This is a genomic window from Cryobacterium sp. Hh38 (assembly GCF_004403235.1).
Classification (GTDB): domain Bacteria; phylum Actinomycetota; class Actinomycetes; order Actinomycetales; family Microbacteriaceae; genus Cryobacterium; species Cryobacterium levicorallinum.
This window is the reverse complement of sequence record NZ_SOHD01000042.1, coordinates 69,267-91,226: the sequence shown is the minus strand read 5'-3', so window position 1 is coordinate 91,226 and position 21,960 is coordinate 69,267. Positions and strand designations below refer to the sequence as shown.

Annotated in this window: 16 protein-coding genes; 9 read left to right on the top strand and 7 right to left on the bottom strand. The window is 66.4% G+C overall.

Features of this window, described 5'->3' with window-relative positions; translation table 11 throughout:
* The first annotated feature begins 77 nt into the window (after positions 1 to 77).
* The 8 genes from E3T41_RS17990 (at position 78) to E3T41_RS14495 (ending at position 13,241) form a co-directional block, all read left to right on the top strand.
* Positions 78 to 1,508 (top strand): O-antigen ligase, encoded by a 1,431-nt coding sequence (locus tag E3T41_RS17990; protein WP_166791580.1) that lies wholly within the window; start codon positions 78 to 80, stop codon positions 1,506 to 1,508.
* Between the two features lie 130 nt (positions 1,509 to 1,638).
* Entirely contained in the window at positions 1,639 to 2,637 is a 999-nt protein-coding gene (locus E3T41_RS14525; RefSeq protein WP_198416433.1) for a glycosyl transferase, read from the top strand.
* Positions 2,638 to 2,645: 8 nt separating this feature from the next.
* On the top strand, positions 2,646 to 5,579 hold the full coding sequence (locus tag E3T41_RS14520) for an oligosaccharide flippase family protein (RefSeq protein WP_134479226.1): 2,934 nt from the start codon (positions 2,646 to 2,648) through the stop codon (positions 5,577 to 5,579).
* Entirely contained in the window at positions 5,576 to 6,838 is a 1,263-nt protein-coding gene (locus tag E3T41_RS14515) for a glycosyltransferase (protein ID WP_092449716.1), read from the top strand. Before E3T41_RS14520 ends, E3T41_RS14515 begins: the two co-directional genes overlap by 4 nt.
* On the top strand, positions 6,835 to 7,884 hold the full coding sequence (locus E3T41_RS14510) for a polysaccharide pyruvyl transferase family protein (protein ID WP_134479225.1): 1,050 nt from the start codon (positions 6,835 to 6,837) through the stop codon (positions 7,882 to 7,884). Before E3T41_RS14515 ends, E3T41_RS14510 begins: the two co-directional genes overlap by 4 nt.
* Positions 7,881 to 8,885, top strand: a complete 1,005-nt coding sequence (locus E3T41_RS14505) for a glycosyltransferase (RefSeq protein ID WP_166791579.1) — start codon at positions 7,881 to 7,883, stop codon at positions 8,883 to 8,885. Before E3T41_RS14510 ends, E3T41_RS14505 begins: the two co-directional genes overlap by 4 nt.
* Positions 8,886 to 9,281: 396 nt before the next feature.
* Positions 9,282 to 10,817, top strand: coding sequence for a right-handed parallel beta-helix repeat-containing protein (locus E3T41_RS14500; RefSeq protein ID WP_134479223.1), 1,536 nt, complete (start codon positions 9,282 to 9,284; stop codon positions 10,815 to 10,817).
* Between the two features lie 507 nt (positions 10,818 to 11,324).
* Positions 11,325 to 13,241, top strand: coding sequence for a right-handed parallel beta-helix repeat-containing protein (locus tag E3T41_RS14495; protein WP_134479221.1), 1,917 nt, complete (start codon positions 11,325 to 11,327; stop codon positions 13,239 to 13,241).
* Here the strand turns inward: E3T41_RS14495 and E3T41_RS14490 are convergent.
* The 7 genes from E3T41_RS14490 to E3T41_RS14460 all read right to left on the bottom strand — a co-directional run bounded on the left by E3T41_RS14490 (position 13,195) and on the right by E3T41_RS14460 (position 21,228).
* The gene (locus E3T41_RS14490; RefSeq protein ID WP_092449708.1) at positions 13,195 to 14,391 is read right to left on the bottom strand and encodes a glycosyltransferase family 4 protein; all 1,197 of its coding nucleotides are present in this window, start codon (positions 14,389 to 14,391) and stop codon (positions 13,195 to 13,197) included. The genes E3T41_RS14495 and E3T41_RS14490 overlap by 47 nt on opposite strands.
* Positions 14,388 to 15,506, bottom strand: a complete 1,119-nt coding sequence (locus E3T41_RS14485) for a polysaccharide pyruvyl transferase family protein (protein WP_134479219.1) — start codon at positions 15,504 to 15,506, stop codon at positions 14,388 to 14,390. Before E3T41_RS14485 ends, E3T41_RS14490 begins: the two co-directional genes overlap by 4 nt.
* Positions 15,503 to 16,489, bottom strand: coding sequence for a glycosyltransferase (locus E3T41_RS14480; protein ID WP_198416432.1), 987 nt, complete (start codon positions 16,487 to 16,489; stop codon positions 15,503 to 15,505). The genes E3T41_RS14485 and E3T41_RS14480 overlap by 4 nt, the downstream gene beginning before the upstream one ends.
* Positions 16,490 to 16,617: 128 nt before the next feature.
* Positions 16,618 to 18,108, bottom strand: coding sequence for a polysaccharide biosynthesis tyrosine autokinase (locus E3T41_RS14475; RefSeq protein WP_092449704.1), 1,491 nt, complete (start codon positions 18,106 to 18,108; stop codon positions 16,618 to 16,620).
* 105 nt (positions 18,109 to 18,213) lie between these two features.
* Positions 18,214 to 19,125: an alpha/beta hydrolase gene (locus E3T41_RS14470; RefSeq protein ID WP_134479215.1), complete on the bottom strand. Its 912-nt coding sequence runs from the start codon at positions 19,123 to 19,125 to the stop codon at positions 18,214 to 18,216.
* Positions 19,122 to 20,180 (bottom strand): acyltransferase family protein, encoded by a 1,059-nt coding sequence (locus tag E3T41_RS14465; RefSeq protein WP_166791578.1) that lies wholly within the window; start codon positions 20,178 to 20,180, stop codon positions 19,122 to 19,124. The genes E3T41_RS14470 and E3T41_RS14465 overlap by 4 nt, the downstream gene beginning before the upstream one ends.
* Positions 20,181 to 20,460: 280 nt before the next feature.
* Positions 20,461 to 21,228 (bottom strand): HAD-IIB family hydrolase, encoded by a 768-nt coding sequence (locus E3T41_RS14460; RefSeq protein ID WP_092449698.1) that lies wholly within the window; start codon positions 21,226 to 21,228, stop codon positions 20,461 to 20,463.
* 78 nt (positions 21,229 to 21,306) lie between these two features.
* Here E3T41_RS14460 and E3T41_RS14455 point away from each other — a divergent pair, with 78 nt between their 5' ends.
* Positions 21,307 to 21,930 carry a flavin reductase family protein gene (locus tag E3T41_RS14455; protein ID WP_092449696.1) on the top strand — a complete coding sequence of 208 codons (624 nt, stop codon included), beginning with the start codon at positions 21,307 to 21,309 and terminating at the stop codon, positions 21,928 to 21,930.
* Positions 21,931 to 21,960 lie beyond the last annotated feature (30 nt).

Genomic DNA, 21,960 nt, shown 5'->3' with positions numbered 1-21,960 from the left:
CGGCTCTATCCCGTCCATTCCCTGCGCGATCAACAGTTTCTGCGCCACCACTCTGCGCTACCACCCGAAGGCGGCCGATGTTCGATTTCACCATGTTGCGATTGCGCCGCACGCCGATCATTATCAGCGCGCTCGCCGCCCTGTTCGTCATTGTGGCGAGCCTGGTGCTGCCGCCCTTCGTGGCCAGTCTCGGCTTTATCGTGATTTTGCTGGCCCTGCTCGCCTTCGTCGCCATGGTGACCCTGTTCCTGCTGCCCGTGCACGTTCTGCCGGCCGTGGCACTGGTCACCTTTGCGCTCATTCCGGCCCGCGTGCTGCCCCAGGACGGCCCGATCGGTGCCTTACCGCTGACCACCATGATCATCGTCGTCTGGGCGCTGCGCCGGCTGATCACCACCACGGCGAACGTTCCGCTCACGACGGCACCGGCCCCGTTCAAGTCGGCTACCCGCTTCTTCGCGGTGCTCTTTCTGGTCTGGTCACTGTTCACGCTGCTGCGCAGCCCCGACCTGCAGGCGAGCCTCGGCTGGACTATCAGTTTCAGCGCCGGCGCGTTGCTTCCGCTTTTCATCGGCACGGCGAGCCGGGAGTCCTTCTGGATTCGGCGGGCCTGGCTTCTGCTCGGCGCCTGGCTCGGAGCGTACGCCCTGATCGAGGGGGCGCTGCGCGCCAATCCGATATGGGGCACGCTGTACACGGTGCTCGGCCTGAGCGACAGCCAGCACTGGTCGGTGTATCGCGCGACCGCATCGTTTGGGCATCCGCTGTTCGCCGGCCTATTTTTTGCCGTCGCGTGCGCCCTGGGGATCGGTGTCTGGCTGCGCGAGGACTCGAAACCGGCCCTCGTCACCGCGATCCTGAGCGGCCTCGGCCTCGTCGCCACAGTCTCGCGCGGTGCCATCCTGTCGGCGGCGATCGCCATCGGTTTCGCCTACTTCGTGTCGCTGGTGCTGCGCGGCGAAAAACACTGGGGCAAATTCGCGCTGCTCGCGGTGCTCGTGGCTGCGGGCATCGTCGCACTCTTCCAGTTCGATGCCTTTACCGCCCGCAATAACTCGGTCGAGGCCGAACTGTCGTCGCAGGCCCGCGACCTCGGCGTCTGGGTGTCCCTGCAGGCCGCGAATCTGACCGGTTGGATCGGGTCGGGGCCTGGCACTTCCGGCATCACCGGGCGCCTGTTCAACGAGGTCACGATCGAGAATTCGCTGCTGCAGCTACTGATCAGCATCGGCCTGCCCGGAGTGCTCCTGTTTCTGCTCGTGATCGGCTCGGGCGTGGCGCACGCGCTGTCCCAACGTGCCGTCGGCGCCGCGGCCGCTCTCGTCGCCTACACCGTCTGTATCGCCGGATTCAACGCGATCGACGCACTGCGCCCGATGCACCTGTTGCTTGGTTGTCTGTTGATTCTCACGCTGAATCCGGGCAAAACGGATGCCGCCGCCGGGCTTGTCACGGCGCCGGCACGACGATCACTCGCTCGCCCCAAAGGGGGGTATGCGCGCATCTAACGTGCCGCCGGCTGGCACGCTACTCTAAACCGACAGATTCTCAGTTACCGCCGGCATTCCCTGCCGGCCCGTAAGGGGTATGGGCGTGACGACGATAGGTTCGACAGGCACGGGCTCGACAAGAATCACCGTGTTGCAATCGCTGAGTGCACCCGATGGCACCACGCGCTACGTCAACCAGGTCGTCGAGGGCGCTCCGGACGCCGTGACCATGCGGTTCTTCACCTGGCGCACCGCGCTACTGGGCCGGTACGACGTGTTGCACGTGCACTGGCCGGAGCTGCTCATTCGCGCTCCCCGGCCGCTCAAGGCGAAGCTTCGTCGCGCCGCTCTCTACGCACTGCTGCTGCGCGCGCGGCTGCAGCGCATTCCGATCGTGCGCACCATGCACAACCTCACCCCGCACGAGGCCGGACAGAACGCGGAAACCCGCGCCCTCGAGGCACTCGATGCCCGTACGGCGCTCGTTATTCGACTGAATCCAACCACCCCGGTCGAACCGGAGTCCAAGGCCGTCACCATTCTGCACGGCCACTATCGGGACCGCTTCGCCGGCATGCCGATGTCGGACTCCTTGCCCGGGCGCATCCTCTATTTTGGACTGATTCGACCCTATAAGGGGGTCGAAACCCTGCTGCAGGTGTTTCGCGCGGTGCCGGGCGCGGATCTGACGCTGCGCATCGTCGGCCGTCCGTCCAGCGGCCTCGGTGCGGTCATAACCGCCGAACAGGCCGAGGACGAACGCATCAGCTCGGTGCTGCGTTTCGTCTCCGACGAGGAACTCGTGGTGGAGGTCGGCGAAGCTGAACTGGTTGTGTTGCCCTACCGCGAAATGCACAATTCGGGCGTTCTGCTCGTCACCCTCTCCCTGGATCGGCCGGTGCTCGTGCCATCGACACCGTCCAATCTGGCTCTGGCCGAGGAGGTCGGCCCCGGCTGGATCTATCTGTACGAGGGCGAGCTCACGCCGTTGATCCTGCGCCACACCCTGGAGCGGATGCGCGCCGCCGGCTCCCGGCCGCGCCCCCACCTTGACGGGCGCGACTGGAAAACCCTGGGTCTGCAGAGTTATGGCACCTACCTGCGGGCCTTGCAGTTAACCGGTCGGCCCCGCCGGAGCATCCGTTGACCGCGACGATGCCACCATCGACCCCCTCAGCCCCGCTTCCCCGTTCCACCGCCGGACTCGGGCACACAGCGGGCCGGGGCGCATCGACGACCCTGGTCGGCCAGCTCATTCGCATCGGCGTGCAGCTCGGCGGCATCGTCGTGCTGGGCCGGCTGCTCGACCCGAGCGATTACGGGCTCGTCGCCTCGGTCGCCGCCATCATCGGTGTCGGCGAGGTGCTGCGCAACTTCGGGCTGTCGTCGGCGGCGATTCAGGTGCGCGAGCTCAGCCGGCAGCAGAAGGACAATCTGTTCTGGATCAACAGCCTGATCGGGCTCGCCCTCATGCTGCTGGCTGTGCTGTTCAGCCCCTTGATCGCGACACTGTACGGCGACGACCGGCTCGTGCTGCTCACCCAGGTACTCGCCGGCACGTTTCTGCTGAACGGCCTCGCCACCCAGTTTCGGGCCGATCTCAACCGCAACTTTCATTTCAAGGCACTGGCCGGCTCAGAGATCGGCGCGCAGGTCGGCGGGCTGGCCATTGGCATCGTCATGGCGCTCAATGGTTTCGGCTATTGGGCCCTCGCCGGGCAGCAGATCAGCCAGGGCATTCTCACCATCATCATTCTCGTTCCCATCACCAACTGGTTTCCGGGCTGGTTTCACCGCAAGACGCCGATGCGACACCTGATCGCGTTCGGCTCCAACCTGGCCGGCACCCAGCTGCTCGGCTACGCCAGTCGCAACACCGACACCATCGTGATCGGCGCAACCCTCGGCGCGGGCCCGCTCGGCCTGTACAACCGCGCTTTTCAGCTGCTGCTGCTGCCGCTCAACCAGATCAACGGCCCGTCCACCCGGGTGGCGCTGCCGGTACTGGCGCGGCTGCAGGACGACCCCCCCAAATACGACCGGTTCATTCTGCTCGGGCAAACCATCATGCTGCACGCCGTCACCATCGTGCTCGCGTTATCCTGCGCTCAGGCGCTGCCGATCATCAGCATCGCGCTCGGCAGCAATTGGCTCGGCTCCGCGCCAATCTTTCAGATTCTGGCCATCGCCGGGTTCTTCGAGGCTGCGGCCTACGCGACCTACTGGGTGTTTCTGTCGAAGGGCGTCACCAAGCAGAACCTGTACTTCGCCCTCTGCACCCGGCCGCTACTGGTCGCGTTCGTGCTGCTCGGCTCCTTCTGGGGCGTCTACGGCGTCGCCGCCGGATATTCACTCGGCGTCGCCCTGATCTGGCCGATCGGCCTGTGGTGGATCAGCCGGGTAACCGATGCCCCGGCGCGCGCCATGTTTTTCGCCGGCGTTCGCGCCATCCTCGGATACGGCTTCGCCACCGGGGCGTCCTGGGCTGCCGTGCAGTGGATTCCGATCGAACTGCCCCTCGCCCGGGTGGCGCTCGGCGGTGTTGCGCTGCTCGTCGCGATTGGCATCGTCATGCTGGTCTGGCCCCGGTTTCGGCGCGATGTTCGCTCGATCGCGCAGGCCCGCAGCTTTCTGCGGTCGGCAAAGGTCTCACCCGCTGTTGCCGGTGGGTCCGCGACGGCGACCGATCAGCTCACTCCGGCGCCCCCCGCCGCCGCGCGCAGCACCCGCCGCGGTGGGCGCACCCGGCTGCGCATCGTGCGCAAACTGGACCGGATTTTGCACGGCCTGGCCGCGGCATCCGCTCTGCCGTATCTGTGTGATCGGGCCGCACTGCACCGGGCGATCGGGCAACTGGGGCCGGCCCCGGCGGGCACCGAGCGCTGGCACGTGCTCGTCGCGCCTCCCGGCGAGGGAAACATTGGCGATCAGGCCATGATCGAGGCGTACCTCGAGAACGTCACAGGGCCGGTGCGGGTACTCGTGCGGGGCCCCAATGATGTGCGCATTCCGGCGGAATATTCCGCCCGGGCACGGCTCGAGCCGATCGCGCACCTGATCTATGGCAACGACCGCGCCCACCGACAGTCCATGGTGCAGCTCGCGGCCGTGCTGCGCGGGGCCCTGTCACTGACCGTGGTCGGCGCCGACATCATGGACGGCGCTTACAGCGTGCGTGCCTCGTCACGGCGAGCGGATGTCGCGAGCCTGGCCCGCAGCGTCGGGGTTGAAGCGCGCATTCTCGGCTTCAGCTGGAACGGCCACGCCAATCTGGGGGTACGCCGTTCACTCGGCCGCGCCGGTCGGTTGGGAACCCGGCTGCAGCTGCGCGACCCGGTCTCATCCGCGCGAGCTCGCGCCGACCGATTCAAGAACGTGATCGACGTCGCCGACGCCGTGTTCGCGGTGCGCACGAGCTCGCCCACCGCCGCCACGGAATACCTCGGCACCGCGCCGACGCCCTACGCCGTGGTGAACGCGAGCGCGCTGGTCGGGCGCAGCTTCGACCAGATCTCGGAGTACGCCGTGATCATCACCACCCTGCTCGAGGCCGGGCTGCTAGTGGTGCTGCTGCCGCATGTCGTGCGGCACAGCGGCGACGATGCCGCCGCCTGCCGCGCGGTGTTCGACCGGTTCGCCCAGGGGGCCGGCGCTGAAGATCGGGTTGTTCTGGTGAACCGGCTGCTCACGCCGGCCGAGGTGCGCGGACTCTGTGCTGGGGCGTCAATCGTGCTGACCGGTCGCATGCACCTCGCCGTGCAGGCGCTGTATCACCGGGTTCCCGCCGTCGCGCTGTCCACCCAGGGCAAGGTCGCGGGCATGATGAGCCTGTTCGGCACGCAGGACCTGTGCGTAGAACCGGGCGTCGGCCTGGCCGAGCGTATGGTTCCCGTCGTGCGCGCGGTCCTCGCCCAGCGAGGCGAGTACCGCGCCCGCCTGGCCGCCCAGCTGCCCGAGGTACAGCGCCTCGCCGCCCTCAATTTTGCCGGGCTTGCGAGCGGCGCCCGAGCCGATCCACCCCGATCTAACCAGCCCCGATCCCGCCCCACATTCTCGCGACCACGCGACGACAGAGAAGGCCGAGCATGACCCAGCCCACATCGCCCGACACCACCCATCCCCCGATGAACCCGAAGCCGACGCACCCACTGCTGCGCCGCATCCTCTTTGTCATTCCGTCGCTGCACGGCGGGGGCGCGGAATTCGTCGCGCGCACCTGGATGGGCTGGCTCGCCGACCAGGGCTACGAGGTACGTGTTGTGCTCACCGCCGGCGATGTGGAGCCGGGATACCTTCCCGAGGGGGTCGAGGGGCGATCTCTCGCCGGACAGCACGGGCATGTCGCCAAGGCCGCGGCCCTGCGGCGCAGCCTGATCGACTGGCAGCCCGATGTCGCCGTGGCCCTGCAGGTGTATCCCAACCTCGTGCTGCTGACCGCGGCCCGGCTGCTGCCGGCGCGCGTGCGACCCCGGGTACTCGTGAGCGAACGGAATCTGGTCTCGCTCGGCCTGCCCGGATCGAATCTCGCCCACCGGATCAAGATCGGCATCGCCAAGCGGATATATCGGTGGGCTGACCATGTCATCGCCATCTCGCATCCGGTCGCCGCTGAGCTGGTCTCGGCGTTCGGCGTGCGCGGAGACCGCATCACCGTCGTCGCCAACCCGGCCACTGCGAAGCTGCGCGGAACACCGCGCGGGCCGGGCCGGACGAGTGTGCACGCCCGCGTTGCCGGCGTCGGAGCCGGAGCCGTGACCGAGAGCGGAGCCGACCAGACCGGTACCGCTACGATCGTGGCGCCCGGGGCTCGGCGGCCCGGGACGGCCAACGGAATTCAGATCGTGCTGGCCTGCCGGCTGGTCGAACAGAAGCGACCGCTGCTGGCCATTGCGGCGGCGGCCGAACTGGCCAGGCGGGGCGTCGCTGTCGAGGTCGTGTCGTTCGGCGGTGGTCCGCTGCTTGGCGATGTGCAGGCCGCAGCCCGACAGGCCGACGTGATCTTTCACCACCGCGGCTGGGTCGAGACCTGGTTCGACGAGTTCGGCGACAACGCCGTGGCCCTGCTCACCTCGAGCCGGGAGGGCTTCGGCAATGTACTGGTCGAGGCCGCCGCGGCCGGGTATCCCTCGGTGGCCGTATCGGGGGCGCTCGGCGTAGCGGATGCAATTGTGCCCGGTATCACGGGCGAGCTCGCGTTGTCTGCGCGGCCCGCGGACCTCGCAGACGCCATTCTGCGCGCAGCCGAGCTCCCGCTCGACCACATCGGGCCGTGGCTGGCCCGCTTCTCCGAGCAATCGAGCGGCGCCGACCTGGAGCGAGTGCTCATTTCGACGCTGGAGCGCGCATGAGAATCTTTGCCTCGGCCATGGGCCAGATCGACAATGTCGGCGACACCGTGCTGCGCCGGGCCTTCCTCGACGCCCTGCGGGAGGCCGGCGAGCTGCAGGTGTTCGTCGGATCCCGAGCTGACTCCTACCTGAGCGGACTCGGTCTGCACGACGCCGATCGGCTGTTTCGCACGAGCACCGACTGGCGACGCGAGATTTCAAGGTCGACGCTGCGGGAAGCATCCGTTTATGCCTTCAATGCCGGGGAAATGGAGCTGCAACGCGCCTACGCGCTGCGCTATCTGCGCCTTGCGCCGCACCTCGCGCTCAATCGGCTGCGCGGCGGGCACGCCGTGCACACCGGGTTCGGCGTGCGGCAGAACACGAAGTGGCGCATTCCGGTGGCCGCGACCCTGCGCCTCTGCGACCTCGTGGCCTGGCGCGACGACTATAGCCTGGCAGCGATGGGGCTCGGCCGCATCGCTCCCGACTGGGCATTTGCCACCGGGGCAGCGGATGTCGACCTGCTCGCGTCGACGCCCGACCGGCCACTGCTCGCCGTGTCGGTGCGCTACAACGGGCGGCGCCCGGACTCCGCGTGGATTCAGGCCATGCGCGGCCTCGCCGGCGCCTTCGGGCTGCAGATCGTCGCGGTCTCCCAGATCGAACGCGACGGACCACTGGCCGAGGAACTCGCCGTCAAGCTCGGCGGAACCGCGCTGGTTTGGGATGGACCGGACCATGCCGAGCAGGAAGTGAAGCTGCGGGCGGTCTACCAGCGGTCGCTGCTCGTGGTGACCGACCGGCTGCACGCGGCGGTGATCGGACTGACCGAGGGCGCCCTGCCGCTCGTGATCGCCGAGGGCGGACACTCCAAGGCGGCGCGCACGCTCGATGCGGTCGGCATCAAGGGCGCCACGATCGGCTGGACCCTGCCAGACGCCGCGGCGCTCGAGCGTCGCGCCCGCGATGTGATCAGCCGTCGGGAACCGATTCTGCGGCACGTGGTCGAGGCCCGGGCTTCGCTTTCGGAGTTGACCCGCGCGATTCGGAAGCTGACCGAGTGAGCGAGGCCGACGCGACCGAGTGGCCGGTCGTGAGCGTCATCGTTCCGGCCTACAACGCCGCCGAGTTTCTGGAAGGTGCCATCGACCGGCTGCTCCACCAGACTCTGTCCAACATCGAGATCATCGTGGTCGACGACGGCTCAACGGATGCGACGGCCGCGATCGGTGCGCGGGTGGCCGGCGCGCACGCATCCGTTCATTTCTTTCAGCAGGAACGCAATGGTGGAGTCGCGCTCGCCCGGAGCCGGGCGGTCGCCGAAAGCCGGGGTGAGTTTCTCTGGTTCGTCGATTGTGACGATGATTGGGCCGAGTCCGCGCTGGACAAGCTCGTGACTGCGGCCCGGTCGACCGGCGCCGACGTGGTGATCTGCGGCGCGGAGTACGTCTATCCCGGCCAGCGGCGCGGCCTGGCCGCGCCCGCCCTGCCGCAGCCGATCACCGGTGCGGCGGCATTTGGGCTGCTGCTCGACGGCGACATCACCGGGCATCTCTGGAACAAGCTGTTCCGACGTGCTCTCGCCAGCGAGATCGAGTTCACGCCGGCCCGGGTGCACTCCGATCTGGCCATGGTCGCGCAGCTGATCGTCGCGTCCGATCGGGTCGCCGCGATCAGCGACACGCTCTACTCCTATGTCGTGCGCGACGGGTCGATCATCCGCTCCGGGTCGCGCCGGGCTGAATCGCTGCTGTTGGTCGAGCAGGCCGTCACCACTGCCGCGATCACCCTCGACACCCGCATCATCGGCTCCAACTCGTACGGCTACTTTCGACTGCGCTACGTGCTGCTGTCCGGGCTGAAAGACGCCCTGAGCGGTCCATACGACGCCGAGGAGCGCGACGAGATCGTCGCCGAACTGCGCTCGCGGCTGACCTGGCGGCTCGTGCTGCTCGCCGCGCGCCGCCGCGATTGGAAGCGCCTCGCGCTGGCCGCCACCGCCAAGGTGAGCGTTGGGCTGCACCGTCGTGTGCTGCGCCTCGCGGCCGAGCAGGGCGCCGCCTGAGTTGCCTCCGCCCGCCGGGATATTTCGTCACGCGAGACAGCGGCATTCGTGGCACTTTCACAGGAAAGTGAAACGGACTCGACTTTGATGATCGATAGGCTCGGACCCATAGTTCAATCCGAGTAGTCCCTACACTGTCGGTCATCGAACGCCGAATACGCACCCTGCACCCACCGGGCCAGCATCCGCCACCAGGCACCTGTCAGAACGACACGCTGCTTCAGATAACGCGGAATCACGACACTCCTGCCCGGATCGCCAAGGTCGACGAACCGACCCTCGCCCGCGCAGCCGGTGCGACCGCTGCATCAGCTCGTTCGAACCGTACCTAGCGCTTCGAACGCGTACAGCACCCGCTGTCCATTCGTGAACCCGATTTTCCGGAGGACGTCCACCGTGCCCCTTTTTCGCCAGCCCACTGACAGTAAACCGCACGCTCACCGGCCCACGACGTCCGCCCGCCACGCCGTGATCGCTGTCGCCACCTTCTTCGCTGTCACGATTGCGGCGCTCGCTCCCCTCACCATTCCTGTTCCAGGCGGTGAAGTGGCGGCCGCCGCGACCGTACGCACCGTGATCGACAGCAAGTCGTCAAAGATCAACTATTCCGGAACCTGGCGCACCACCCGCAATGCCGCCGACCGCGGCGGATCGGTGCGGTTTCAGTTCAGCCCGGGCAGCGCCTCGATGACCTTTGAGGGATCCAGTGTCGCCTACGTGACACGCACCACCACGAGCTCCGGAAAAAGCACGGTTTCCATCGACGGCAAGGTCGTCGCAACCGTCAACGGTTACTCCGCGACCACCCAACACAAGCAGACCGCGTTCAGCACGACGGGCCTCGGCAGCGGCAGCCACACCATCACAATCACCCGCACCGGTAAGAAGGACCCCCGCTCCACCGGTACCAACAGCATTATTGACGCGTTCGTCGTCAATCCCCAAGCCGCTTCCGCTCCAGCACCGGCGCCGATCGCCGCCCCAGCTCTCCCGTTCATGCAGACGCCGTCCGGCGTGCACCGCTACGCCGACTGCCCGTCCGCGACCGAGGCGGTGAGCAACGCCGACGAGCTCATATCCGCCGTCGACCGTGCCCGACCCGGGACCGTCATCCACCTGACGCCCGGCATCTCCCGGGACCAGATCAACATGCACGCGAACGGCACGAAAGCCGACCCGATCTGGGTCTGCGGCCCGCGTGACGCCGTCATCGATGTCGGCAGCGTTCAGGACAACCACGGCATCCAGATCAAGAATTCCTCGAACCTCGTGATCGCCGGTATGACCGTCACCAACAGCCTCAAGGGCATCAGCGTGGTTCACAGCACCAACGTCACGATTGCCGACACGCGCGTCGAGAACATCGGCTACGAGGGCATCCACTTGCGTGATTTCACGACCGACAGCACCGTCGTCGGCAACACGATTTCACGCACCGGCCAGCGCGATGCGCAGTTCGGCGAGGGCATTTACATCGGTACCTCGGAGAACAACTGGTGCGCGCAGACCGACTGCAGGCCGGATCGTACCGATCGCATCCGGGTGCTGGGCAACACGATCAGCAGCACGAGCGCCCAGCCGATCGAGGTGAAAGAAGGCACGTCAAACGGCGTCATTCGCGACAACGTCATCGACGGCGCCAACGGCATGCGGGACGCTCAGGAATGGGTCAAGGTCAAGGGCAACGACTGGACCATCGTCGGAAACACGGGCAGCAACAGCCCCCTGCACGGCTTCACGGTCAACGGCAGTGTCGCGGGCTGGGGCCTGCGCAATACCTTCACCGACAACTCCGGTGCGGTCAATGCCGAGGGATACGCCTTCTTCATCCACGAGAAGGGCCGCAAGGGCTCGAGCGACACCGAGGTCTCGTGCTCGAACTCGGTCACCCGCGCGGCCAAGGGCTTCTCTAACCTCCCCTGCACCGGGTAGCGGCTGCGGCGCGCGGCCGAACGCTGCACGCGCTGAGCTGAGTTGCTCGCGCCAGCAGCAAACCCGCGCGGCCGAGCAGTGCGACAGAAGTCCGGGAGACAGAAACTCAAGGGTTCAAAAACCACTCTAGGCACTTTCACAGGAATGACGGGTGCCGCACGTCGGACAGCCCGCTGCCTCTTTCCCGTCGAGTCGGTGACTTAGCCCACAATGGGCATTAGCACTGATCAGGGCCAAATCAAGAGGCTCGCTCAGTTTCGCAGCGGCCGACCGCCGAGACGGGCGCTGAAGCGCACGCGCACGCCCGCGCGAGGAGAGGCGTTCGCATCCGCTTATTTCGTGCCCACAAACCCATTTGCACACGGGTAACGTGCAGCAGTTCAGACGCTAATTGTCGGAGTGAGCACGGCGATCACCGCCGAGCATCACGAAGATCATATGCGTCGAAAACCCCCGGGTTCACGGACGTAACCACCAAGTCCATGAACATCCGGAAGGTCCACTACGTTGTTCCCCCGCTTCACCCGACGTGCCACCATCGCCGCCGTCGCCATCGCCGCGCTGGTTCCGCTCAGCGCCATGATCCCCGCCGCAGCGGCCTCCGCCGCGACAGCACCCGTCGGCACCACGGTGATCGACAGCGCCTCCGCACAGGTCAAGTACGCCGGCACCTGGCGCACCACGGGCTCACCCTCCGACAGCGGAGGATCGGTGCAGTTCGCCTCCACAACGGCAACGAGCGCCTCACTGACCTTCACGGGCTCGACCGTGGCCTTCATCACCCGAATGACCAGCAGCTCCGGCAAGAGCGATATCTCGATCGACGGCAAGGTCGTCGCCACGGTCAACGGCTACTCCGCCACGACGAAGTACCAGCAGAGCCTGTTCAGCACCACGAACCTCTCCAGCGGGACCCACACCATCAAGGTCAGCCGCACCGGCCAGAAGGATTCCCGATCCACCGGAACCAGCAGCATCGTCGACGCGTTCCTCACCAAGTCCCCCGCAACCGCAACCGCGCCAGCGCCAGCACCCAACCCGATCGCCACCGCGGTCCCGGTGACCACGACGGCCACGATGGATGCCCCGGTCGGCTCGACCACCGTCGACAGCGAATCGGCGCAGGTCAAGTACGCCGGCACCTGGCGCACCTCCGGCTCCAGCAGCGACTCCGGCGGATCGGTCAGGTTCTCGACCACCTCGGGTAACGCTTCCTTCACCTTCCAGGGCACCAGCGTCGCGTTCATCACCCGTCTGACCAGCGCCTCCGGCACGAGCGACATCGCCATCGACGGCCAGGTCGTCGCTACGGTCAACGGCTACTCCGCGAGCACGGCCTATAAGCAGGTTGCTTACAGCACGACGAGCCTCTCCGCCGGTACCCACACCATCACGGTATCCCGCACCGGCCAGAAGGATGCCCGCTCCACCGGCACCAGCAGCATCGTCGACGCATTCGTCGTGTCGGCCGTACCGAGCACCGCGCCCACCCCTGCACCGATCAGCACCCACCGCTACGCCGACTGCCCGGCCGCAACCGTCACGGTGACGACCGCCAAAGAGCTCATGACCGCTGCAGCCCAGGCACAGCCCGGCACCGTCATCAAGATGGCCCCCGGCACCTACAACGCCCAGATCAACATGACCGTCAACGGAACAGCCACCAACCCGATCTGGGTCTGTGGACCGCGCACCGCCGTGGTCAACGTCGGCAGCATCCAGAACAACCACGGTATCCAGATCTCCAACTCCTCGAACCTCGTAGTCGCCGGAATGACCGTCACCAACAGCCTCAAGGGCATCAGCGTGATCCGCAGCAAGAACGTCACCATCGCCGACACCCTGGTTGACAACATCGGCTATGAAGGCATCCACCTGCGGGCTTTCACCACCGACAGCAAAGTCGTCGGCAACACCATTCGCAATACCGGCAAGCGCGACCCGTTCTACGGTGAGGGCATCTACATCGGAACCTCAGACGCCAACTGGTGCGCCCAGACCGACTGCCTGCCCGACCGCACCGACCGCACCCTCCTGATGGGCAACACCATCAGCCTGACCGGCGCCCAGCCGATCGAGGTCAAGGAAGGCACCTCGTACGGCATCATCCGCGACAACGTCATTGACGGCACCAACGCCATGCCGCGCGCCGAGGAATGGGTCAAGGTCAAGGGTAACGACTGGCAGATCTACCAAAACAAGGGTACCAACAGCACCATGCACGGCTTCGCGGTCAACGGAAGCGTTGCAGGCTGGGGCCTGCGCAACGTGTTCTTCGATAACACCGTTCCGGTCAACGCCGCGGGCTTCGGCTTCTTCATCCACGAACAGGGCAGCAAGGGTGCCAGCGGCACCAAGGTCTACTGCTCCAACACCGTCACGGCTGCTGGGTCCGGTTTCTCGAACCTGGCCTGTACCTCTTAGCCACCCGGTCGCTTCGTCGTTCGAGTGCAGTGGTCCAGCTGCGCTCGATACGCGGAAAGACCGCGGCAGCCGAATAGGTAGTCTCAAAGGCGGATCTGGCCAGATCCGCCTTTTTGGCGCGCCAGGGGGCATCCGTCATCGCCCGGTGCAGGGCCGCCTCGAGGGCGTCGACGTCGCCGGGCTCCATGAGCATGCCGACCCCACCGGCCAGGACGGCCGGCACCCCACCGACGCTGGTCGCCACGACACAATTGGTGCGCGCCATCGCCTCGAGAATGAACATAGGCATCGCCTCGTCGCGGGAGGGCAACACCGCGATCGCGGAGCGCTCGAGCATCTCCATTAGGGCAGCATGGCTGAGCGGGCCGACAAATTCCGCCCCAGTCAGCGGCTGCGCAGGCTGGTCGCCGATCGGCCCGGCAATGACCAATTTCCAGAGCGGATGCTGCGGCGCGAGCCGTTCCCACGCCGCCACGAGTACGTCGACGCCCTTGCGCTTGCTGACCGCACCGCCGAACACGACGAGGTTCTCGATCTGCCGCACGGCACCAGCGGCGACGGCGTTCGGCACGAGTACGACCCGCTCCCCCGGCACGAACTCCGCCGCAGCAGCGTGCGATTCAACCGACAGGGTCAGCACCACGTCGGCGGAGCGCAGCACGCTCCCCACCAGACCGGGGCGCTTGCGGGCGAAGTCGGCAAACGAACTACCGTGCAGCTGTGCCACGGTCGCGAAACCACGCGCGTGGGCCAGGGCGAGCAGCGCGCCTTCCCGCGCGAAGGATCCGCCCTGGGACAGGTGCGCAACGACGACGGTGCGCTCCGGGTTGGCCAGCCGCAGCAGCTTCCAGAAAGCGGATGCTGCAACCCCGGCCGCGCGCAGCCCGCCGCTGCCGTCCCGCGAGGACACCATACGCAGCTCGAAGTCGACAAAGGAATGCGCCAAATAGCCATTGACCACCTGACTCATGCCGCCGGCGACCTCACCACTGCGTCCAACGTGCACGGCAATGAAACGTTCGGCCGTGCGCCGGGATACGTGCCGCTGGGCGGCGACCGGGGTGGTATTGAGCGGGTCAGCGTTTTGCGGGTTGATCGTGAGCGCCGCTATGTTGATCGGCTCGGTATTGGCCGCCTCGCCGATGCTCACCGCACACTTTCGATGCTCAGCACCTGGTCGAGCAGGCGACGCACGGTCTGTAATTCGGCCTGCGCTTCGGCCAGGCCGGCCAAAATGGGCTCGCGCCGGCCGAGCAGGTTCTGCAGCCGATCCCGGATTTGGGCGCTACTGAGTCCTGCGCTGTCAATGCTCACGTCGTGCAGGCCGGCCGCGGCAAAATGCCGGGCGATCTTGTCCGCCCGACCACCTTTGGGCTGTCCGCTGACCAGGAGCGCGGCCGGAACTGCTCCCTCGGTGAGCGCGCCGACGAGCACGTGCAGCCGGTCGCTCACGGCGAGCGCCGCCAGTCGGTAGAGGTCGCGCAGGCGCTGCTCCTGCTCGTCGTGGCCGGTGCCGTTCCAGCGCAGGGCATGCCCGTCCAGGTCGGCGGCGAGTTGGCCGCATTTGTCGTCGTCGCGCAGAACCTGGGTCACGCACCAGATCGTGAGGCCATTGTCGGCCGCCACGGCTCGCACCCCGGCGAGCCACTCATCGCTCGGATAGTCCAGATCGGAGCGCATGGATACGACCAGCACGTCGCGAACCTCGTCGGCCAGATCACGCTTTTCTGCCCGACCGTCGCTCGCAAAGGCGAGGTCGGGCATGATGCGGCCTTGCCCGAGATATCCGGCGGTGGCGGCATCGCGCCAGAGCGACAGATTGGACAGTGCAATGGACGGGCCCATCAGGGCGCGCGGCAGCGGTGCAAAATTGCGGCTGCCCACGCCCACCCGGGCCACCCGGCCATGTCGAGCGCGCACGAGCGCGAGCACCGGCAGCATAGCGAGGTGCTCCTTCATGCCGATCAGGGTCAGCTGAATTTCTCCCGGCTTGAACACGTACGATGCCCGGCCGCGGGCGGCGCTGCGTAGTGCCGCCGCGTACCAGGCACGAAACGACCGGTACTGCACATCGTCCGGCGCCAGGCCGAGTCCTTCCGCGTAGCCATCGGGGGCTTCGCCGACATAGATGTGCAGCGGGCCGTTGGGCCGCAACCAGTCGAGCAGCTGCCGGCGAAGCAGAATGTCACCAATGTTGTCGTACTGTCCGCGGGCCGGCACGAAAATTTCGCGCAGCATCCGCTCGCTTGGTGCGGTGGCGCTCATCGGTCGGTGGTCAGCGAAACGCTGACGCCGGTGTCGATCACGCGGCCGGCAGCGAAGCGGATAACCTCAGCCGTCAGGTCGGGCGCATCAACGGCCCGAGCGACTCCGAGGCATTCGGCGAGCTCGGCGATCTGCATCTGGTGGTCGTCGACGTGTTCGCCGCGGTGCTTGCGGCGGGTCACGATCACCGGAAAGACCCCCAGCTCAAGCAGGCCCATGAAGGTGCCAACGCCGGCGTGGGTGATCACGACGTCGGCCGTGAGGGCAGCATCGACGAACATCGCGGTCGGCATCATCTGGTGTACCTGACCGGGCAGGTCGGTCCGGTCGGTGGTGAAACCGAGCTGCCAGACGGTGCGTTCGTCGGCGAGGCCGCTCGCCAGCACGGCATCGACGAGGGAGTCGAACCGGTACCCCTCGATGGTGCCGAGGGTGACGAACAGGCTGGGGCGGTCCGGCGCGTGTTTGACCAGCGCATGGTACGTGGAGAGCACACTCGGGTATGTTCTCCACCGCCCCGTCGCCCAGGCCAGGTGCTGGGTGCGCACGCTGACCAGCCGGCTGGCGGCGAGCACCCGCCCGCTGAGTGAGGGGCCTTCCACTCGCGAGACGCTCTCGATGTACAGGCTGGGCACGCCGCTGATCGCAGCCTGGGGCAGCGCGGCCACGGCCAGGCCGGCCCCCGTGCTCACAGCACCGTCGAAGGATTCGTGCTTGAGCACCCGCCGGACGATTCCGGCCGCGCGCATCATGCCGAGGTAGTCGCGCGGGCGTACATAGGGCACGTGGATGCGGCGCTGACCGGCCAGCAGGGATCGGCTTTGCATGGAGTCAAAGGTGACCCAGAGCGAGCTCGGCGAGGCGCCAAGTCCGGGGGCGAGGCGAACGAGCTGAGCGAGATGGCCGCCGGTTGAGGCGACGAGCAGAAGCTTCCGTTGCGTGGGCGGCAGCGGATCGAGCGGGTAGGACGAGTGTACGGACACTGAGGCTCCCTTCGGGTAAAGCCTGGGTGGGACGGTTTCGAACGTGCGTCATCGAACGTGCGCTATTCGGGCGGTGGAGTTGTCGATCGGCGAAGCTGAACTGGTACGGCTGAGCAGGTGTCGCTGAATTACCAGGTGACGCGGGTGTGGGTCGGGTTGTCTGTCGAGGAAGTGTCGCTATCGACCGGCGTTGGGCCGCGATCGATCGCGGCCGCGGCGGTGGATCGACTCGGCCGCAGGGACGGGCGCAGGGGCGGACGAGGCGAGACCGCGAATCCGCCGTCACGCACGAGCGCGTCGGGGCCGCGGGTGGGGACCATGGCAAGCACGACGCCGAGCGGCGTCGTGCCGACGGCTTCGAGGGCGTCGAACGCGGCGAGCAACTCGGCCTCACTCACCCGGTTGGCGCCAACCACCAAAACCGTGCCACCGGTCCAGCGGCTGAGCACAGCAGCGTCGGTGACCGCGAGTACCGGCGGGGCGTCGATGAGCACGTAGTCGTAGCTGCTGCTGAGCACATCGAGCACGGTGCCCATGGCCGTCGAACCGAGCAGTTCGCTCGGGTTAGTGGGGATCTTGCCGGAGGAGAGCACGGTGAGCGGATGCAGCGTGCCCCACGATTGCAAGGAATCCTTGAGCGGCACATCCCCGACCAGCACGTCGGTCAGGCCGCGGTCTGGGTCAAGGCCGAGGTAGTCGGCCAGCCGGGGCGTGCGCAGATCGGCGTCGATCACGGCGACGGTCGCGCCGCTCTCGGCGAGTACGATGGCAAGGTTGACCAGAGTGGTGGTCTTGCCCTCACCCGTGACGGACGACGTCACGACCAGGCTGCGCCGGCTGGTATCGGCGTCGGCGAACTCGAGGTTCGTGCGCAGCACCCGGAATGCCTCGGCGCGTGCGGTGGCCGGACCGTCGGGGGTGATGATCGGGTTGGCGTGCGCTTCAAGGGGGATGCCGCCGAGCACTGGAACCACCGTGAGGCGCTCGATGTCGTCACGGTTGTAGATGCGACGATCGAGCAGTCCGATCAGGAACGCGGTCACCAGGCCGACCAACAGTCCAATGAGCAGGCCGACAGCGAGGTTGAGATAGAGCTGGGGCAGCGCCGGGTTGTCCGGCACCACCGCGGGGTCGAGGACACCAACCGTGACCGGGCTGGCTCCGCCGTCCGCTGGGGTTTCCAGCTGGTTGATGACCACGTCGGTGAAGCTTTCCGACACGGCCTCGGCGAGCTGCTGCGCGGCATCCGCTGTCGAAGCGAGGGCGGTGATTTCGATGACGGCCGAACCGGGCTGGGTGGTGGCGGTGACCCGCTCGGCCAGGTTGGCGGCGGTCTCGTTGAGGCCCAGGCTCGTGATCACCGGGTCGAGCACGCGGGGGCTGGTCGCCACGTCGAGGTAGTAGGGCAGCTTCTGCACGACAAAGTTGTTGCCCTGCACCAGGTCACCGGGGGTGGATCCGATCTGAATCTGCGCGGCTACGAAGACCCGGGTCGAGGCCTGGTATTGCACGGGGGTGAGCAACGCGGCTGCGGCCCCACCGACGACGCCCAACAAGGTGAAAGCCACGATGAGAATCCATCGCTTTCGTAGAATTCGAGCCAGACGCTTCAGTTCCATGCGCGCTTCTCTCCGAGTGATTAATGCGTCGTACTTCGGGTGTACGACGACAGAAACCAATGTTGGCATAAAAATCCTCACTTTTGGACCGTCAGTATTGAAGATTTAATCCGTCCGTGTTGAGGAGTTCACGAGATTGTCGATCAGAAACTGACGAATATTCGCTCGGGTTGCCTCGTCGAGCAGCTCCAAAGCGTGTCGTTCACCGGGTTTCACGTCGAGGGTGACGGGAACGCCGACGGCCGTAAGTGCGTCCGCCATCGCCTCGGCTTGCTGCACCGGAACAAATTCATTTTTCGAGATGGCGACGTAAAACGGTGGATCGGTCTTATCGACGGCGTACAGCGGCGAGGCTGTACGCGAGTTGGGACAATCGGTGAAGTCGTCGCAACCGAGGTATTGCAGGATCGACCCGACGGCCAGCCTCGAGGGACGACCACGCCTGAGGCCCGTCTCGGTGAGGTCAACCGCCGGCGACAGCGCTACGACCGCGGCAACCCGGTCGCCCTCGGTGAGGCTGCCGGAGCCGTTGGTGCCGATCGACGAGGCGATGATCGCCCCGGCCGAGCTGCCGAGCAGTCCGATGCGCTCGGGGTCGATGTTGAATTCCCTGACCTGCTGCGGATCGCGCAGCCACTCGAGCGCGTCGGTGACATCGTTCACCTGCGCCGGAAAGGCGAATTTCGGGGCGAGCCGGTAATCCACCGCGAACGCCGCCACGCCGCTGCCGGCCAGCTCCTCACACAGGGCGGTCATGCCGCCGAAATCTTTGCTGCCGCTGTCGAATCCGCCGCCGTGGATGAGAATAACGGCCGGGGTGCGCTGAGTCTTCTCCTCGGGCAGACAGGCGTTCAGCATCAGGTCCTGCCCCTTGGACGTGCCGTACTGCAGGTCGTGCTCCACCACGACCGGGCCGGGCGGCGCAGACCGGTCGGGCGTGGTCGGCGTGGCGGAGCATCCGCTCAAGAGCAGACCAACGGCCAGCAGGCCAACAGATGCCGCGCGGGCGGGCTTCACAGCGGGTCTCCGTTCAACCGTGCGCGATGCGAGACCGATTTGGCCTGCCGCTTGCGGAACGGGCTGACCCAGAGGAAGGAGAACCGGCGCAGGAGCTTGGCGAGGTAGACCGAGCCGACGAGCGCGATTGCGGCGAGCAGAAACGGCAGGGCGTTGGCCGCGCGTTCCAGCCAGGCTGCCTCGGCGATCGGGGCGAGCAGGGCAAGGGCTGTGGCCACGAGAAACAGGTGCAGCAAGTAGATCTGAAAGCTGTACTGGCCGAGCGTGTTCATGAAGTTCAGCCATTTCACGCGCACCAGCAGGGTGGCCAGAGCGATACCCATAGCCACGGCGACGGCGCTTTCGAGCAGGATCAGGCCGGGCAGACGGGAGAGGTGGAACGGCACGAGGAGCACGGCCAGGCCCAAGTAGGCGACTACCAACACGATGGCGTGCCAGACCTGCACCCGCGCGGCCAGCCGATACACGGTGTGCGGAAAATAGACCGCGACGATGAAGAAGATGAAGTTGGCGGCGACTCGGTCCCAGCCGACATTGTCGAGGTCGAGCAGGTTCGGTGTCGTGGACGCTGCGGCGACCAGTGCGGCGAGGGTGATCTGCACGCTGATCGGCAATTTGCGTAGCAGCCAGGCGAGCAGGGTGAAAACGGCGAGGGCCCAGATGAACCAGTAGCTGCTGGTCGGCCAGACCGGCAGGAGAATGATATTGAGCAGGTCGGTGGGGGAACGTTCCGTTCCCCGCAGGTGCGGCACGACGAGGTAGAACAGCACGCGAATAACCGACCAGAGCAGGTACAGGTAGACCAAGGTGAGCAGCCGACGCCGCCACAGGTCGTGCAGGTTCCAGGTGAGCATGCGCCGGGCAGTGAGACCCGCGATGAAAAAGAACACCGGCATGGGAAAGTAGCTGAGCACCAGGCGCAGCCGCGGGGTACTGCCGGCCAGTCCGAGATCATTGAGAAACAGCGATGAATGGTAGAGCACGACGAGGATGATCGCCGCTCCCTTGGCGAAGTTGATCCACTCACGGTTCTCGGGGGCCTGTATCTCTTTCACAGACGAAATGTACACGAGAAAAACTCAGGATGGAATCTTGGGCCGGGTTGCAGGGGTGGTCAGGGGCTGCCAAAACGAGCCGCTGCAGCAAAAGAGGCCGTGAACTGGAGGTCAAGCTACTGCACTGCAGACGTCGTGACCGCGGTCGATGAGTTGCCCCCGTGGCTAAATCAGGAGATCTGCCGGGACCGAGGTGGCGCCCCGCGTATTTCTGCATCTGCCTGCAGCAGGCTTCCGGAATTAGCGGCGGCGCGCCGGCGTACTGGGGGCTGCCGGGCAGTCAGACGGCGACGTAGCGCGGAATCAGATCTTCGAGCAGGGCGACGGTGTCGGGCCAGCCTTCGACGGCGATGCACTCGACGCCGAGAACCTTGACCGGGTAGTCATTGCCATTCTCGTCGAGGCGATCGCCGACGAACAGCATGTCGTCGAGGTCGACCCCGGTAAGGGTGGCCAGCCGCTTCATGCCATAGGCCTTGTCGATGCCCTGCCGGGTGATATCAACGGATGTCGACCCCCCCGAACGCACTTCAAGGTCGGGCAGCAGTGCCTGCACGGCCTCCCGCAGAGTGTTCTTCTTCTCCCCGGTCGGGTCCCAGGCGATCTTGGCGGCGACCGGGGCGGCCTGGCCGAGTGCGGAGAAGGTGATCTGCGAGCCGCGGTCTTCGAGGATGGGGCCCCAGGTGTCGTTCTCCCAGTAGCCGAGGCTGCGCGCGGTCTGCTCGACGGCATCGAGAGCCCGGGTCTTTTGCTCGTCGCTCAAGTTTTCGGCGTAGACCTGCGTCCAGCCCTGGGCTTCGCTGCGGTAGTACTGGGTACCGCAGGTGGGCAGGAGGTGCAGCCGGGCAAGCAGATCGGGGGGAATCGAGGGCAGGTTGTCGATGATCTGCGCCTGGAACTGGCCGAACTGACCTCCGGAGATGACGCAAACCTCGGTGACGCCGAGCAGCTGCACCAGCAGGTCGATCATGGTCGGGTCGAGCGCGGACTTGGACGGCGCGAGCGTATCGTCAAGGTCGAAGGCCACCAGGCGGGGAAGGATAGGCATCAGACCACTCTATCGATCGTGGCAGGCCGGCCGGGGTGAGCGGCGCCGGGGATGGGGGCGAGTTGTTAGCCTGAGCGAGTGCGTACTGACTTCGATCCCCGAGACCTTGCCCGCCGCGACTTCTACCGCCTGCTGAACTCCCTCGTGGTTCCGCGGCCGATTGCCTGGGTGACCAGCCGCTCGGCGGCCGGGGTCGACAACCTGGCGCCGCATTCATTCTTCACCGTGGCATCCGTTTCGCCGCCGATCGTGCAATTCACCTCGGTGGGTGTCAAGGACACCGTGCGCAATATCCTTGAGACCGGGGACTTCGTGGTGAATTTCACGCCGGAATCGCTGTTCGAGGAAGTGAATGCCACCGGGACCGACTTCGGGCCGGAGGAGAGCGAGTTTGACCGCGCCGGGCTCACCCGCGAACCGAGCCTGACCGTTTCATCGATGCGGGTGGCCGAGTCCCCCGCGGCGATCGAGTGCCGCCTGCACTCCACGCTCGAACTGGGCGATTGCACGCTAGTGTTCGGCGAGGTGACGCACGTCGCGGTGTCGTCTGCGGTGTTGGACGGCGGGCATCCACTCATTGAGAAGTTGCGACCGTTGTCGCGGCTCGGCCTCGACGAGTGGGGAACCACCGGCGTGGTCAAGGAGATCAAGCGCATTCGCGCGAGCGATTGGCCGCGCGAGTTTCGGCCGCGCGAACACTGAGGCGAGTCTGCAGCGAGCGGATGCCCGCGC